Source organism: Candidatus Bathyarchaeota archaeon, assembly GCA_026014585.1.
GTDB lineage: Archaea > Thermoproteota > Bathyarchaeia > Bathyarchaeales > Bathycorpusculaceae > Bathycorpusculum.
Genome location: JAOZIA010000002.1, coordinates 194,842 through 210,530, shown reverse-complemented (window position 1 = coordinate 210,530; position 15,689 = coordinate 194,842). Strand labels below are relative to the sequence as shown.

Annotated in this window: 15 protein-coding genes; 12 read left to right on the top strand and 3 right to left on the bottom strand. The window is 44.2% G+C overall.

Annotated features, from left to right (window positions below):
- The first annotated feature begins 37 nt into the window (after positions 1-37).
- From NWF01_01270 to amrB, 4 genes are all read left to right on the top strand, one after another.
- Entirely contained in the window at positions 38-1,099 is a 1,062-nt protein-coding gene (locus NWF01_01270) for a hypothetical protein (protein MCW4023651.1), read from the top strand.
- 255 nt (positions 1,100-1,354) lie between these two features.
- Entirely contained in the window at positions 1,355-2,608 is a 1,254-nt protein-coding gene (locus tag NWF01_01265; protein ID MCW4023650.1) for a phosphopyruvate hydratase, read from the top strand.
- Between the two features lie 15 nt (positions 2,609-2,623).
- Complete coding sequence (gene rpsB, locus NWF01_01260) at positions 2,624-3,433, top strand: 30S ribosomal protein S2 (protein MCW4023649.1); 810 nt, start codon at positions 2,624-2,626, stop codon at positions 3,431-3,433.
- A 6-nt stretch (positions 3,434-3,439) separates the two neighbouring features.
- Positions 3,440-4,285, top strand: coding sequence for an AmmeMemoRadiSam system protein B (gene amrB, locus NWF01_01255; protein MCW4023648.1), 846 nt, complete (start codon positions 3,440-3,442; stop codon positions 4,283-4,285).
- A 1-nt stretch (position 4,286) separates the two neighbouring features.
- Here the strand turns inward: amrB and NWF01_01250 are convergent, their stop codons facing one another.
- Complete coding sequence (locus tag NWF01_01250) at positions 4,287-4,940, bottom strand: hypothetical protein (protein MCW4023647.1); 654 nt, start codon at positions 4,938-4,940, stop codon at positions 4,287-4,289.
- Between the two features lie 313 nt (positions 4,941-5,253).
- Between NWF01_01250 and NWF01_01245 the strand changes: the two genes are divergently transcribed.
- The 3 genes from NWF01_01245 (at position 5,254) to NWF01_01235 (ending at position 9,125) form a co-directional block, all read left to right on the top strand.
- A complete protein-coding gene (locus NWF01_01245) occupies positions 5,254-6,429 on the top strand; it encodes a hypothetical protein (GenBank protein ID MCW4023646.1) in 1,176 nt (391 codons plus the stop codon).
- 70 nt (positions 6,430-6,499) lie between these two features.
- Positions 6,500-8,254, top strand: a complete 1,755-nt coding sequence (locus NWF01_01240) for a glycosyltransferase family 39 protein (protein MCW4023645.1) — start codon at positions 6,500-6,502, stop codon at positions 8,252-8,254.
- Between the two features lie 133 nt (positions 8,255-8,387).
- Entirely contained in the window at positions 8,388-9,125 is a 738-nt protein-coding gene (locus NWF01_01235) for a glycosyltransferase family 2 protein (protein ID MCW4023644.1), read from the top strand.
- 12 nt (positions 9,126-9,137) lie between these two features.
- Here NWF01_01235 and NWF01_01230 read toward each other — a convergent pair whose 3' ends face one another.
- Positions 9,138-9,659, bottom strand: coding sequence for a hypothetical protein (locus NWF01_01230; protein MCW4023643.1), 522 nt, complete (start codon positions 9,657-9,659; stop codon positions 9,138-9,140).
- A 121-nt stretch (positions 9,660-9,780) separates the two neighbouring features.
- Here NWF01_01230 and NWF01_01225 point away from each other — a divergent pair, with 121 nt between their 5' ends.
- Entirely contained in the window at positions 9,781-10,170 is a 390-nt protein-coding gene (locus NWF01_01225; GenBank protein ID MCW4023642.1) for a zinc-ribbon domain-containing protein, read from the top strand.
- Here the strand turns inward: NWF01_01225 and NWF01_01220 are convergent.
- Positions 10,167-11,306 carry a GH3 auxin-responsive promoter family protein gene (locus tag NWF01_01220; protein ID MCW4023641.1) on the bottom strand — a complete coding sequence of 380 codons (1,140 nt, stop codon included), beginning with the start codon at positions 11,304-11,306 and terminating at the stop codon, positions 10,167-10,169. The genes NWF01_01225 and NWF01_01220 overlap by 4 nt on opposite strands.
- Before the next feature lie 69 nt (positions 11,307-11,375).
- Here NWF01_01220 and NWF01_01215 point away from each other — a divergent pair, with 69 nt between their 5' ends.
- The 4 genes from NWF01_01215 (at position 11,376) to NWF01_01200 (ending at position 15,667) form a co-directional block, all read left to right on the top strand.
- Positions 11,376-12,296, top strand: a complete 921-nt coding sequence (locus tag NWF01_01215; protein ID MCW4023640.1) for an S-methyl-5-thioribose-1-phosphate isomerase — start codon at positions 11,376-11,378, stop codon at positions 12,294-12,296.
- A gap of 67 nt (positions 12,297-12,363) precedes the next feature.
- Entirely contained in the window at positions 12,364-12,717 is a 354-nt protein-coding gene (locus tag NWF01_01210; protein ID MCW4023639.1) for an FYDLN acid domain-containing protein, read from the top strand.
- Complete coding sequence (locus NWF01_01205) at positions 12,711-14,333, top strand: hypothetical protein (protein MCW4023638.1); 1,623 nt, start codon at positions 12,711-12,713, stop codon at positions 14,331-14,333. Before NWF01_01210 ends, NWF01_01205 begins: the two co-directional genes overlap by 7 nt.
- The gene (locus tag NWF01_01200) at positions 14,333-15,667 is read left to right on the top strand and encodes a radical SAM protein (GenBank protein ID MCW4023637.1); all 1,335 of its coding nucleotides are present in this window, start codon (positions 14,333-14,335) and stop codon (positions 15,665-15,667) included. Before NWF01_01205 ends, NWF01_01200 begins: the two co-directional genes overlap by 1 nt.
- The last annotated feature ends 22 nt before the right edge of the window (positions 15,668-15,689 follow it).

The following is a 15,689-nucleotide window of genomic DNA, read 5'->3' as shown; positions in this document are numbered from 1 at the left end:
TGCCAAGACACCCACTTTAGAAAACACTTGGCAAACCATGACATCTATGCCTACAGCTAGGCAAGGTTTAGGCGTTGCTGTAGTGGATGGCAAAATATATGCCATCGGCGGTAGAGACGGAGTTAATGAAATGTATGATCCATCTTCGGATACTTGGACAACAAAAACGCCAATGCCGAAAAACAAAGCCTATTTTGGAATTGCAGCCTATGAGAATAAAATATACTGCGTTGGCGGCATGGGAGAGGTACAGGCAAACTTTGTTTACAATACAAAAACCGACAGCTGGGCATCAATCGCAGATTTGCCTATTCCCGTATGGTATATCTGCGCAAATATTGTTGACGGAAAACTCTACGTGATGGGCGGACAACTAAATAATGCCTCGACGGGTTATTCTACTAACGCCAATCAAGTTTATAACATTGCCACTGATTCGTGGACAACAGCAACCCCTCTACCTAAAGCCACTCAGTCTTATGTTTCAACTGTGATTAACGGAAAAATCTGGGTAATAGGTATACACAACGAGCATAAAATAGCTGGTGACATGCAAATTTATGATCCTGTTAATGACTCCTGGGCTATAAAGTCTGGTGCTTGGAATCCGTCCTCAAGTGGTGTTCTTACGTCGGGTGTTTTTGCTCCGCAGAGGTTTTATCAATTAGGTGGTACTGATGGCATTTTTTTTAAGAGTTGGAACAAGGTTTATGATCCGTCAAATGATTCGTGGAGTGAGGGTGCTGCTATGCCTACTGCTAGAGGATGGTTGGGTGTTGCAGTTGTAGATGATGTTATTTATGCAATTGGTGGCAAAGGAGAAGACATAAACCCAACACCGCCTCTTGCCACAGTTGAACGATACATTCCTTTCGGCTATAGCAATACTCCTTTGGTGACCACCATTCTCCCTCCAACTGCCTCCGCCAATGATAATCCGTCTGCCGTGTCAACAAGTACTCCAACTGGTGGTTCTTCTGGTGATGAGCAATCCTCTTTTCCAACGACCGCTATAGTTGCTGTTGCAGGCGCAGTTATTGCAGTTACTGGCGTTACGGTGTATCATTTTAAGCACACCCACAAAGCCTCGCAGACTTAGCAACCAACAGTTCTATTTACCAACCTATTTGGAGCCTAATAGCCAAAGTATGCAGAAACATAGAGAGGGGAGCTAACAGGTCTATTTGGTTCCTATTAGAAATTCATTGCAGAAACCATAGAGGGGTCTCTTCAACGGCAAGTTTTCTTTGTTAGGGCGGTGTAGTATGCGGGTTAGGGGTCTCTGATGGTTTTGAGGTTCCGAAACATAAAATAAGCTGTTGATAAAAGTTATAGCCTCTTGAGGAACGATAACGTGTCATCAGTCATTGAAGACCTTATCCCACGAAAAGTTTTCAACAACCGCGGAGAAGAAACCATAGAAGTTGACGTAATAACCACAGGCGGATTCGGAAGAGCCGCAGCGCCCGCAGGAAAAAGCCGTGGAAAAGCCGAAGTAGTGTACTATCCTACAGGCGGCGTTGACGCAGCCATAAAAAAAGTCGATGAAATAATCTCGGCTGAACTTGCAGGGTTAAATGCTGATTTTCAAGAAGAAATCGACAGCACACTGCATGAGCTTGATGGCACAAACGACTTCAAAAACATCGGCGGAAACACTGCATTTGCAATTTCGCTTGCAAACGCCGAAGCAGCCGCAAACTCACATGGACAATTACTATTCCAGTTTCTGGGCGGAAACGCAGCAACAACCATGCCATATCCACTTGGCAACTGCATAAGCGGCGGCGCACACGCAAGAGGCAAAGCCCCCGACATCCAAGAATATCTAGCACTGCCCTATGGTGCTGAAACCTTCCTAGAAGCTGTAACCGCAAACGCCCTGATTCACAAGAAAATTGGGGATTCACTAAAAAAGAAAAGCACCACCTTCAACGGCGGCAAAAGCGACGAAGGTGCCTGGATAGCCAACATTGACACCGTGGATGCCTTTGAGGTCATTGCAAAAGCCTGTGAGGAAGCTGGCAATGAGATGGATTTTGAATGTGGCTTTGGTTTAGATGTTGCGGCTTCATCATTTTGGAAGGCGCGAGAGGAAAAGTACATTTACAGTAATGAAGGCAAAAAACGTGATACTGCCGAGCAGCTTGAGTTCATGCTGGAACTTATCGAGAAGTATCACTTGGCTTATGTTGAAGACCCATTTCATGAGGAAGACTTTGAAAGCTTTGCTGAATTGACCAGAAAGGCAAAGAACTGCTTAATTTGTGGCGATGATTTATTCACAACTAACACTGAAAGGTTAAATAATGGAATAAAGATTAACGCTGGAAACGCAATCATAATAAAAGTCAACCAGATAGGAACCTTAACCGATGCAGCTGAAACAATCGAAATGGCTCAGCGTCACGGTTACCAGCCAGTTGTGTCCCATCGAAGCGGTGATACAACCGATTGGCATATAGCTCACCTTGCGGTTGCCTATAAATGCCCAATAATCAAAACAGGCGTTGTGGAAGGCGCAAGAATCGCGAAACTCAACGAGTTAATCCGCATCGAGCAGTTCCTTGATACACGTGCCAAAATGGCAGATTTAAAAGTACGATAAAAGAAGAGATAATGTATGGCAGAAGATCAATCAAAAGAAAATATTCCGGTAGAGGAAGAACAACCAGAAGAAGCCCAAGCCGAAGAAGAACAAGTTGAGCAGGTAGAAGAAGTTCAAGAAGAAGTCCCAGTTGAAGTTGAAGAAGAAATAGCTGAAGCTGAGGAAGAAACACAAGAAGAAGAGCAAATTGAGGTTCAGCCACCAACTGAAGAACTTTTGCTTCCACGTGACACAATGCTCTCTGCAGGTATTCACATCGGCACAAGGATGAAAACCCTTGATATGGAACCCTTCATCTACAGAATCCGCCCAGACGGATTATTTGTACTGGACGTAAAAAAGACAGATGACCGCATCAGAGTTGCAGCCAAGTTCCTGTCCCGCTATGAACCCGCAAAGGTCGCGGTTACAGCAACAAGACTCTACGCGCATGAACCAATCAAAAAGTTCTGCCAACTAACAGGCGCAACCCCAATCATCGGCAGATTCATCCCAGGTTCACTCTCAAACCCACAATACCCAAACAGAGTTGACCCAGAAATCATTGTTGTCTCTGACCCACGCGCAGACGCGCAAGCAGTCAAAGAAGCTAGCAAAGTCGGTATACCAATCGTTGCATTATGTAGCACAGACAACGAATTTTCAGGCGTAGACTTTGTTATCCCAACCAATAACAAAGGCAGACGCGCATTAGCAGTCATATTCTGGCTCCTCGCACGCCAAATCCTACGCGAACGCGGTGAAATCGCACCAGACAAAGACCCAGTAGCATCCATCGAAGACTTTGAAGCCAAAATAACCAAAGAAGATGATGAGGAAGGTTAGCTATCTATGATTCGGCGTCCAGTTGTTGCCGGTCAATTTTACGAAGGCGACGCCGAACCCCTCAAATCCCAACTTAAATCTTGTTTTCTAAGCAGTTTAGGTCCAGGAAAACTTCCCACCCCTAACTTGCATATTCATCCCCGACGCTTAGTCGGTTTAATTTGTCCCCATGCGGGCTACATGTATTCTGGTGCTGTTGCAGCATCCGCTTATTACGAGTTAGCTGTGGATGGCTTGCCTAATACCGTGATTATTTTAGGTCCAAACCACACAGGGTATGGTAGTGCGCTTGGGTTGATGCGTGAAGGTGAATGGCAAACCCCACTTGGTAATGTTCAAGTTGACACTGCAGTTGCCGATGAGATTTTAAAAGAAACCCGCGTGGTTGAAGTTGACGAGTTATCTCACAGATTTGAGCACTCAATAGAGGTACAGTTGCCTTTTCTACAGTTCCTCTACGGAAACTCCTTCAAGTTTGTGCCTATCTGTTTTCAGATGCAGGATTATCAGAGTGCAGTGGAGGTCGGCAGGGCGCTGGTGGAAACTTTGGATACAAAAAACGCGGTGGTTATCGCTTCATCTGACATGACGCATTATGAACCTGCCAAAGTGGCTTTTGCAAAAGACCAAGCTGCCTTAAAGTTTGTACTTGAAGGAGATTCTAAAGGCTTTTATGAAACTGTGGAAAACCAAAACATAACTGCCTGCGGTTTTGCACCAATAACATCGCTGATAACTTATGCCACTGGTGTGGGTGCTAAAGCTAAAATGCTCAATTACCACAATAGCGGTGATGTTTCAGGTGACTATTCAAGCGTGGTTGGGTATGCAGCGGTTAGTTTTGGAAAATAATTTACATTGAGTCCCAACGTTCTAAGGCTTGCTGGCGTTTCTTTTCTTCTTTAAGCTCATGTAGCTCCTTAAAGATTTCCAGTGCAGATGCATATTGTATATTGTATTTTTGGATTGTTTGTTGCATTTCAGGTGTCCAATCCAGCAAGTGAGGATAATATGGTGTGATTTGTTCGGTGTCTTTTACTTGCATAAACCAGAACTCACCAAACTCTCCTGCGTTTCCATCAGCGGTTACTTGAAAGCCGAAATCCTGCAAAATCATGCCTAACTGTCCAAGAGCACATCTTACCGCGCAGTCGACAGATTCAGGGTACTTATCAGCTACTTGGACGTACTGATTTATTGATGTTGTTGGGTTGGGTTTTTTGTGCCACCAAACTTCGGGTTTATCGATGGCTTGTTGGATTGTTTTTTCAGCGTTAAAGACCAACTCGTTTAGGTTTGTCTTCATGTTGGCTATTTTTTCTTCTTTCATTTTCAGGGTTACTTCGGGGTATTTGGTGATGTATTCTTTGATGGTTTTGCGGTACCATTCTCTGGCAAAGCAGGTTGTTTGGGCGAGGAAGTCCAGTTTTAGTTTTTCCATGGTTGCATTGAAGGGGTAGATTTGGTTTTCTTTGTTTTCGATTAATGTATCTATGTCTTGTGCCATTTTCGAGAACCCGCTAGTTCTTGAAGCATTAAAAATATTGTTTTATGTTATAAGCATTTTTATTAACGGTTGATTACTTTAAGGCACTCTTCTGATTTTATAATAAATGCGAAAACCTAAAGCGTATAATTGCTTCATGTTCTGCTGATAAAATTCATAAGAACAAAAATTTGGGTTCAAAAACTTCTTATCTGCGCTTAAACATAACTCTTGAGCACAAAGGGGAAATAGGCTGTTCAACTTTGAGTTAAATAGACGCGAAATAGCCGTTTTGGTTAGTTTACTTGCCTGCTCCTTTATTATTAGACTTTTATTGTTTTCACAGCAAGGTTACCAAATTGACACTACTGACTTTAGAATTTGGTCTCAAAACGCATTCGCGATGGGCATACGACCTTTTTATGTTAACTCAGCCTTTATTGACTATCCACCACTTAATATCTACTTCTTTTGGATAATTGGCGCATTCGCAAAAACGTTTCCAATAATTCACATTGATAACTGGGTTAAGCTGTTACCCAACCTTTTTGATTTAGCAACCGCAGCACTAATTTTTTTCTACACACGAAAACACGTTAGCTTCAAGCTTTCAGTATTAGCCACTGCACTGTACGCTTTCAACCCCACCGTAATCTACAACGCCGCCGTTTGGGGACAGTTTGATGCAATCTACACGTTTTTCCTTATGTTGTCCCTTATTTTAGCGTTGAAGTCTAATCCTAAACTTTCAGCTGTAGCTATGGCAGTTGCAATCTTAACTAAACCTCAAGCTGTGGCTTTACTGCCGCTTGTAGCTCTTTTAATTTATAAAAAAAGCGGAATCAAAAAACTACTTTATTCCACTGCAATATTTGTAGCAACAGTTTTCATTACTGTTTTGCCTTTTGACTGGGGAACCAGTGGGAATCCTGTAAGTTTTCTAAGCAACATTTACTTTGGCGCCTATCAAGGCTACACTTACACTTCGATTAACGCCTTCAACTTGTGGGGACTCGTTGGCATGTGGGCTTCTGACGCCAACTTTTTTGTCATAGGCTGGGTAATGTTTGGTTCCGTTGCAGCGTTTATTTTGTACTTTGTCCATAAGCGCTTTAACGTTTCCACTGAAGTTTTAGCGTTTTTTGCGGCCTTCATGTTGCTGTTTGCCTTCTTTATGTTTCCAACCAGAATCCACGAGCGTTACCTGTTTCCAGCAATAAGTATGCTTGCATTGATGTTTCCGCTTCTCAAAAAGACGCGACCACTATACATTGGAATAACTGCTACATTATTTGTAAATCAGGCGTACGTTCTCTACTGGCTTAGAACATCATACCCTAATGTTGGACCTAACCTTACAGGTGACCCAGTGGTTCTAGTGGTAGGTGTTATTAACTTAATACTGTTCTTATACGGTATAGTGCTTGCTCTGGATGAGTTAATAATGAACAGGAAGAATCAATCCAACGACTCAATCAAACCGTCAGGAGGAAAACCTGTCAATTCTTAACTTCATCCATAACAGGGCAAAAATACATTTTGACTTAAACGTAACCAAGCGGGACATAACCGCTATTGTTTTGCTCTGCATAGTTTTCCTCTCAATTGCCACCTACAATTTGGGTTACACACAGACTCCGACAACAACCCTCACGGCATCAGATGGACAAAGTTTCTATGTAGATTTTGGGCATCCAGTTGAGGTTAAATCGGTGGTTTTTCTGCTTAAAGGCGGTGCCATAAACGCTTCAACACAAGTTGGGACACCTGATAATTGGAATGGCGCAACCTACTATGTAACTTGGCGTTATGAAAGTAGCCAATGGAAAGAGGACTACTATAAATGGCATGAACAAGGCATCCCCCAAGTTACCCAATACCTACGATTCGACTTTGGCACGGTAGGCACCTATAACACAACAATCGCTGAAATCGCAGTGATCGACGAAAACAATCAAACAGTTCCCATAGAATCGCTGGTTAATTTAGGCGCTGGCAACCCAAACTTTCAAGCCTTCTTTGACGAGCAAACCATGATTCAGTACCCCAGTGATTACATGTCAAACACGTATTTTGATGAAATCTACTTTGTACGAACCGCCGAACAGTACCTGAACCTGCAAATACCCTACGAATGGACGCATCCCCCGCTGGGCAAACTCATTCAAGCCTTAGGAATAGTTACGTTTGGTTTCAGCCCGTTTGGTTGGCGAATCATGGGCGTAATATTTGCTATGCTTATGATTCCGTTGATTTACCTGATGGGTAAGAAATTGTTTGGAACTTGGATTGGCGGGTTTTCAGCGGCGTTTCTGTTAACCTTTGACTTCATGCACTTTACTATGGCACGTATGGGCACGGCTGACACGTATCTTGTGTTCTTTTCAGTGGCTTCACAACTGCTTTTTCTGATTTACTTTAGAAATGTTCTCAAAGAGGGCTGGCAAACAAGCACTGTGCCACTGTTTTTGGCGGTGCTCTTTTTCACGCTTAGTTTTGCAACAAAATGGATTGCGCTATACGGCTTAATCGCGGAGTTGCTGATTTTGGCAGCGTTGAGATTTAAAGAGGTAAAAGCCTTAAACGTAAAACTGTACGACCGATTTTACGCTTTCACAAACCATCCCTACTCATATCTTATAGGGTTTCTCTTCATCGCCGCTGCCATATACTTTGCACTATACATTCCTGATATGCTTGCCGGTCGCTCATTTCTTGATGTGCTTAACACGCAAGTTGGAATGTACAGTTACCACTCACAGCTAACTGCAACTCACTCATTTTCGTCTCCATGGTACACTTGGCCTTTAATGTTTGACCCCTTCAGTAGTGCAACTCATGTTCCTTTATGGCTTGAGTCTGCAAGTTTACCCTACAATTTCAAATCAACCATTGTGCTGCTGGGTAACCCTGCGGTTTGGTGGGTTGGATTCGCCGCGGTGCTCGCTCTTACAGGACTGTTTTTGGGCAGAGGAGGATATTATTTGATTAAAAACTGGCGCGCAAACAAAAATGATGCCCCCAAGGTTCCTTTAAAAATCAATTTACCCACGATTTTCATATTGACTTTCTTTTTTATCCAGTGGGTACCCTACATTTTGATTTCCAGAGTGGTCTTCATTTATCATTTCTACTTATGTATACCATTTATGATGCTGGCAACAACATACTTCATAAACAAGATATGGCGCCACCCCATAGGAAAACTAGCGACCTTACTCTATTTTGCACTGGTGGTCACGATGTTTGTACTGTTTTACCCTGTAATCTCAGGTGAACCCACAACAACCTCTACAATTGACAGCTTGAAATGGTTTAGCGGATGGCTTTTCTAAAACTATCCGTGAAGTAAAATTACCTTTTTTATCTTAATCTCGGAAATGTTTTTTATAAGCCATTGATTATATGGAAGAATATTTGCGGTGACAAATTTACAAGCAACACAAACCCGGTATGGGTAATATAACAATGACTTCACAATTTGATGAATTAGTGGATGTTTCCGTGGTTTTTCCAGCCCACAACGAAGCAAAACAGTTGGAGACTGCTGTATTGCAAGTTGACCAAGCGCTCAAAGAAACAGGTTACACTTACGAAATTATTGTAGCTGAAGACGGTAGCACCGATGGCACAGACACGCTGGCAGATGCGTTATCTAAAAAAATGCCTCAAGTCAAACATATCCACGGTGAGCAACGTCTTGGACGAGGCAGAGCGCTTAATGCTACCTTCAAAAAATCTCAAGGAAAAATATTTGTTTACATGGATGTTGACTTGGCAACTGATCTTAATTATCTAAAAGAGCTGGTTGACAGTATAAAGATTGAAGGCTACGATTTCTCAACTGGCTCAAGAATGTTGCAGCAAAGCAAGGTTGAACGAAGCGGCACAAGAAGCTTAGCTTCTAAAAGCTACAATTTTTTGGTTCGCCTATTTTTAGGTTCAAAAATCAAAGACCATCAATGCGGCTTTAAAGCTTTCAAACGAGAACCAACCCTAAAACTCATCGATGAAGTGCAAGCTCCACACTGGTTTTGGGATACAGAAATCCTTGTGCGTGCCCAACGTAGTGGTTACAAGGTTAAAGAGATTGCTGTGGACTGGATAAGCGGCAGTGACACCAAAGTTAAACTGTTCCATGATTCATGGAGCATGTTTAGGCAAGTTATTTCTCTTTGGTGGACTATCCATTTTAAAAAGAAGTAACCCCTCAAATATTTACCGGGTTTTGTCTCTTTGTCGTTTCCACCTGTAACCTAACGCAACAAATGCTCGCGTAGTAAGCGAAAGCCCCATAACCATAATTATTCCTGCCCAAAACACAAACCAGTTAGTAACCGACGGAGATGTTACAAGATAAACCGAGACAAGATATGCAGAGCCAAACCATGAAACAAGGTTTCCAACATTTTCAGCAATTTTTCTGTGCAACGAATGAAACATTAATCTAAGCAATAAAATTATGACTTCAATAACGCCTACGCCTAAACAGAACTCAAACCATGCACGATACAGGTTAATGTGGGTGGCTGGGTTTGCGGGTGCTGGCAGAGAAATTGATGTTGATGGAACCTGAGTGATTGTGAAGTTTTTGAAGAAGTTTATTATGTCATCAAAAAGGTTTCCTGGGTACGCAAGATAGATTGCTCCAATCAGAATCAACACTGAACCAAAAGACACAGAAGAAAATATCCATTCATGCTGGAACTGCAATTTTTTTAAATGCTGGTTGACTGACAATTTTTCTTCCTGACGTAGTCATTTGCTAGTTATTCTTCTTGAAAATAAATTTTTTCATTACAAGCGTTCAATGAATATTTTAAATACTTAAACTTGCTAAAAATAAATGGGGTCAAAAATTATGTCATTCTGTCCTAAATGTGGCAACAAGGTCGACGAAAACATGATGTTCTGCCCCAAATGCGGGGCGTCACTGAAAGGGCAAGCGCCAATTCCGCCTGCTCCGCCACAGCCTTACCGAAATGAGAAAGCAGAAAAAAACGAGAAAAATGAGCATAACGAAAAAGGCGAAAAACATGAAAAAGGCGAGTACAGTTATGTCGGCTGGTTAATCGGGGGGTTAGTGATGATTATTATCGGCGGATTTGCTATCCTGAGTTTTCTAAACTTTATACCTGCAAACGTGATTGGCGCCATAACTTTGCTAACCGTTGGAATAGTTATCCTTATTGTAGCCTTGATTGTCTCGCGGACCGCTAGAAAACGAAACCCTCGCCCGCTCATATCTTAAATAAGCCAGCCCACCACGGCTCGGTACAGACGGTGCTCCAGCAATACAAGGGGCTTGTTTCTTCCGAAAACACGGAAATAATTTTTACCTGCCGACTCAATCATGTCGCCGATTTCGTAGCGTGGGAACATGCAGCTTGAAATAACCAGCCTACCCCATTCACCACGTTTCAACTCATACAACATCTTAACGCCCCTGCCGGTTGTCACTTCAAAAAGGTACGCGTCATAATTAGGCGAAATATAAGGCAAATCATCCAGTTGCTGCCCAAAAACGCCCTCAGTAGCCGAATACATCTCTACAATAGGCACATCACCAAAATACTTCCTCAAAACAGGACCATACTTGAAATGGATTTTGCGAACGCTGGTGCAAAACATCGCCTGCAACTTCCAGAGGTCAGCGGGTTTTTTGCCGTGTTTGTGCTGCATGTAACGGGCAAACGATAAAATTACGGGTGTAACTCCCATGGTTGCCGTAACATCTTGGTTTTTTGCCTTCTGATAAACCAACTCAAAACGTTTCTCCCAATCAGCCCTTCCAATCCCTGAGCCCACAGCATCAATTTCCTCTTGCCTTGGCAATAGGCTCACACGGTCAAACATTGGGTTTAGCCGTGCGTACGTTCCTGAACTGTACCCGTAAGTGACTTCTTTGCCGTTCTGATCCATCACGTGCACGCTGGAGGGAAAATTCAAATTCAAAATAACCCCTGAGAACACCTCAAAATTCTCCTTTTTCAGCGCGTAATTGATTAAGCCTCTTGCGCCGCAGGTAAAAATCTGCTTCAGATGCGTGGGCGTCGCTGGCAAAACCTTGGCTTTTCCTGTTGAACCCCGCGTCATAACCCAGCAGTCAGGTGCTTCAGGCAAAAAAGCCCTAAAATTGCCCTTTTTCACCTTTGCAAGATAGGGCTGCATGTCTGCGTAGTTTATGATTGGAAAGTTTTTCTGGTACTCGCTGATGGTTTTTGTGTTTGCTGCATTGTGGGTTTTGCCGTAATCGGTTTGTGCGTATTTCGTTAAGAGTTCAGCTAAAACTTGTTCTTGTGCCTTCTGTGGGTTTTCAAGCGAAGTGTACCATGGTCCAATGATGGGTTGCAGGATGCTGTTTACGGCTTCATTTTGGGTTAGCATAAGCCTCGATATCTTCTTGTTATGAATTTGCTTATATGTTTCACTGCCCAACTCCTAAGTGAACCAGCCATGAAAGAAATTGTAGATGCCGTCGCAGACAAAATCCGCAAGCTCCAAGTTCAAGGAGCAAGAAACGTGGCAATCGCCGCAGTACAAGCTCTCCAAGAAGGCGCCACGCAATCCAACGCCAAAAACAAAACCGAATTTCTTGCTGAGCTTTCAGAGGCGCAAAAAGTGCTGTTTGCCACCCGCGATACCGAACCACTAATGCGTAACGCGGTAAGGTGGGTAATCAGCCAAGTCCAAGCCAGCCGCCACGAAAAAATTGCGGATTTAACCCAAACAGTCGATGCTAACGTCCAGCAATTCCTTGTAGATTTGAATGCTGCCCGCGAATCAATCGCTGAAACAGGAGCCAAACGCATCAAAGACGGCATGACAATTTTCACCCATTGCCACTCAACAACCGCAACAAGGCTGCTTGCAAAAGCCAAACGCGACGGCAAAACTTTCAAGGTAATCTGCACCGAAACCCGCCCCGCCTTCCAAGGCAGAATAACCGCCCGCGAAATGGTGGAACTCGGCGTGGACACAACATTTATTGTGGATTCAGCAGCGCGCACCTTCATGAAACAGGTGGACATGGTTATCGTTGGCGCCGATGGCATCACTTCTGAGGGTAATGTGGTTAACAAAATCGGCACAGGCAGCATCGCCGTGTTGGCTAATGAGGCGCGTAAGCCGTTTTATGTGGTTTCGGAACTGCTCAAGTTTAACCCCGAAACTATACAGGGTGCAACTGAAAAAATTGAGCAACGCAGCCCCGAGGAAGTCTGGAAAGATGCGCCAGTTGGGCTTTGCGTGCGAAACCCCGCTTTTGATGTGACCCCGCATAAGTATATCCATGGTTTAATCTGTGAAGAAGGTATAGTTCCTGTGCAGAGCGTGGTTGAGGTTGTTAGGCGAAGGTACCCGTGGATTCTAAACTAACCCGCAAATGGGTTGCAGCGTTATTTGGGGTTAACATTTAAATCTGCAAGTCAGTTACAGTTTTTTAATGAAAATCTTCTCAGTGCTGGGAGCCATTGCAGCATGTATCGCATTGTTTTTTGCAGTAATTTTTGCGCTCGCCGCCTCCGTGGTGGCAACAACGTCAAGGCTGGCAACCAGCGGCATACTTTTCGCGGTGGGGTTAGTGTTGATTTTAGCGGTCTATTACATAGAACGCAAACCAAAAACAGTTATTCAGCATCTTGAGCTTTCAGGGAAAATGGCAGGTGCCGCAATTAAGTGCCCCAACTGCTCCGCCTCGGTTGACGCCAACAAAATCAAAATTGTCTCAGGTGTTCCCTACGCGACTTGTCCTTACTGCGGCACAACATTTGAAGTTACTGAGGAACCAAAATGGTAAAACGAGCGTTTGTTTTGGTAGTTATTCTTGTTTTAGCTGCCTTGTGCATGGTTGGGTTTGCTGATGCGCAGGATAGAGTGTACAGTTTTGACCATCAATGGGCACAGATTTTCATTAACCAAGACGGCACAATTGACCTAATATACAATCTAACATTAACATTGCATTCAGGAAACCAAATCAGCTCCATCGATATTGGACAGCCCAAAGCCGACTTCACACGAGGCACCGCTCTTGACCAGTACGGAAACACACTGCAAACAAGCGATGCAAGTAGCGGCTCAAACTATGCAGTAAACGTAAAATTAAATGAGCCTCTGACCGCTGGGGAAAGCATCTGGTTCACCCTAACCACCAACGTCGCAGGAATGATTTACAATGACACTACAAACCCGGGCAATTTTGGCATGCAATTCGCGCCAGAATGGATGTCTGTGCCAATTAGTGATGTTCGTGTTCAAATCGTTCTGCCGCCAGATGTCCCCGTGGATGAGGTTAAAACTCCTGCTGACGCTTTCTACAATGGCACCTCTACGGTTGAGGGTAGATTGGCGGTTTACTGGGAAAAACCTGTTTTGCAGGCAAATGAGCAGTGGCTTTTAGGCGTTTCTTTTCCCAGCAGGTATCTGCCAGATTATAATCCGTCGTCTGATGGTTTTGGATTTGACGCATTTACCCTTTTCATTATTATTGGGGCTGTATTTTTTGCAGTTATCGCAGTAATTATTGCGATAGGTGCTGCCCGTAAAGCTAAGTATTCGTCTCCGAAAATCAGCATGGAAACCCTTGGCATAAAACGTGGCTTAACCGCTCCTGAAGCATCATATCTGCTTGGGCTAAAACCTACCCAAATCGTCACCGAAATTCTCTACAGCCTGCTTAAGAAAAAAGCAGTCTGGGCACAACAAGCAAAACCCTTAAAGCTCCAAGTTCTCCCGCCATACGAAGACAAAATTGGGCCCAAAGACACGCCACTGCGCTACTACGAAATTGACTTCTTAGGCGCGCTAAAATCTGATGGCACATTGGATGAGGAAAAGCTTGCGGCTGCCGTCACGTTTTTGGAGGAAACGGTTGAGCAGAAAATGCAGGGGTTTAGTCGAAAAGACACAGTGGACTATTACCGCAGAATTGTAGCGGAGGCATGGACTCAGGTGACGCAGGCTGGAACCGTTGAGTTGGCATCCAACGCTTACGATGAGCAGCTACTGTGGCTTATGCTTGACCCCGAGCAGAAAACCAAAACTGAGACCGCTTTTCAAAACCGAGTTTTCATGCCAAACCCGCTGTGGTTCTGGTGGTGGTACAACTACACCATCTATCACCCTCACCCAACAATTCACCCAAACATCCAATCACCCACACAAACCCCACAACCAGCCGCAATTCCCGGGGCAGAATTCGCTAACAACGTCGCAACCGCCCTGGAAGGAACCGCAAACGGCATCGTGGTAAACCTTGAAAAATTCGCCAACGCCATCGTTTCGCCTCCGCCAAAAACCAGCCATGAACCAGCCCATCACAAAGCCGACTGCGTTTGCGCCTGTGCAGCGTGTGCTTGCGCGTGTGCGTGTGTGTCTTGTGCTTGTGCCTGTGCGGGTGGAGGTGTGCACTAATGAGTCTGTTTAAAAAAGAAAAAATTCCCACTGGACGCTTCATGTACCGAGGAAAAGACAAATTCGCGGGCATGTCACTGCAACTTAGAGTTGAAGCTGGTGGTCGGGGCGTTATGGTGATTAATGCCAACACTGTTCTGCACCTAAACCAGACCGCAACCGCTTATGCATACTACTTCATGCAAGGATTAACACAAAATGAAGTGGTTAAAAAAATTGGTAAAATGTACCGTGTAAACGCCAAAACTGCGGAAGATGACTACCAAAAACTGGTCTACAACATCAGCACGCTGGCGCAAACCGAAAAAATTGACCCCGTCACGTTTTTGGAAATTGAAAAGGAAGAACCTTTCACATACCAGTATGCCGCCCCGCTTAGGATGGATTTGGCTTTAACTTTCCAGTGCCAAAACAACTGCGTACACTGCTACGCGGGAGGACCACACAAAACTGAAGAATTATCAACGGTGCAGTGGAAGCAGGTTATCGATAAACTCAGCGCGGTCGGTGTGTTCATTTTAACTTTTACAGGTGGAGAACCCACCCTACGCGAGGATTTACCCGAGTTGCTACTGTATGCTCAGGATAAGGGCTTAGTGACTGGGCTTATCTCAAATGGGCGACGCCTCAAAGACAAAGATTACGTGGGGTTGCTTGAGCGGTCAGGGCTGGATTTTGTCCAAATTACCCTTGAATCGCATAAAGCTGATGTTCATGATAAAATGACGGGTGCAGTGGGAAGCTGGGCTGAAACCGTTGCGGGCATAAGAAACGCGGCGCAATCACAAATTTACGTTTCAACCAATACCACGCTAAGCAAACAAAATAGTGCCGATTTTTTGGTAACCATTGACTTTATCAAGAGCCTTGGAGTGGACGCTTTTGGTTGCAACAGCCTAATCTATTCGGGTAGGGCTAACGATGCCAGTGAACAATTCGCCTTAACTGTGGACGATTTGAAGATACTTTTGCCTCAAATTCGTGACAAAGCAAACCTGTTGGGGTTGAAGTTTTTGTGGTACACGCCCACGCAGTACTGTCAGTTTGACCCGTTGCAGTTTGGTTTGGGCGTGAAATCTTGCACTGCTGCGATGATTACGGCGTGTGTAGGTCCAAACGGGGATGTTTACCCCTGTCAAAGCTACTTTGAAAGCTTAGGTAACATATTATCTGAGTCGTGGGAGAAAATCTGGAACAATCCTTTGGCGCGGAAGCTTCGTAGCAGAGGGTTTGCGCCGCCTAAATGTGAGGATTGTGGACAATTGCAGGTTTGTGGTGGCGGTTGCCCCTTAGAGTTACAGAATAAGAAGCATCAGTGTAGCCCGAACAGTTGATTTATTTCTAATGAAGACCAGT

Bases quoted from the DNA above. Each gene is read 5' to 3' on its own strand.
- NWF01_01210 (MCW4023639.1), top strand. From the start codon at position 12,364: ATGAAAATCTTCTCAGTGCTGGGAGCCATTGCAGCATGTATCGCATTG.
- NWF01_01215 (MCW4023640.1), top strand. From the start codon at position 11,376: ATGAAAGAAATTGTAGATGCCGTCGCAGACAAAATCCGCAAGCTCCAA.
- NWF01_01205 (MCW4023638.1), top strand. From the start codon at position 12,711: ATGGTAAAACGAGCGTTTGTTTTGGTAGTTATTCTTGTTTTAGCTGCC.
- NWF01_01250 (MCW4023647.1), bottom strand. From the start codon at position 4,940: ATGGCACAAGACATAGATACATTAATCGAAAACAAAGAAAACCAAATC.
- NWF01_01270 (MCW4023651.1), top strand. From the start codon at position 38: ATGACATCTATGCCTACAGCTAGGCAAGGTTTAGGCGTTGCTGTAGTG.
- amrB (MCW4023648.1), top strand. From the start codon at position 3,440: ATGATTCGGCGTCCAGTTGTTGCCGGTCAATTTTACGAAGGCGACGCC.
- NWF01_01235 (MCW4023644.1), top strand. From the start codon at position 8,388: ATGACTTCACAATTTGATGAATTAGTGGATGTTTCCGTGGTTTTTCCA.
- NWF01_01200 (MCW4023637.1), top strand. From the start codon at position 14,333: ATGAGTCTGTTTAAAAAAGAAAAAATTCCCACTGGACGCTTCATGTAC.
- rpsB (MCW4023649.1), top strand. From the start codon at position 2,624: ATGGCAGAAGATCAATCAAAAGAAAATATTCCGGTAGAGGAAGAACAA.
- NWF01_01225 (MCW4023642.1), top strand. From the start codon at position 9,781: ATGTCATTCTGTCCTAAATGTGGCAACAAGGTCGACGAAAACATGATG.
- NWF01_01220 (MCW4023641.1), bottom strand. From the start codon at position 11,306: ATGCTAACCCAAAATGAAGCCGTAAACAGCATCCTGCAACCCATCATT.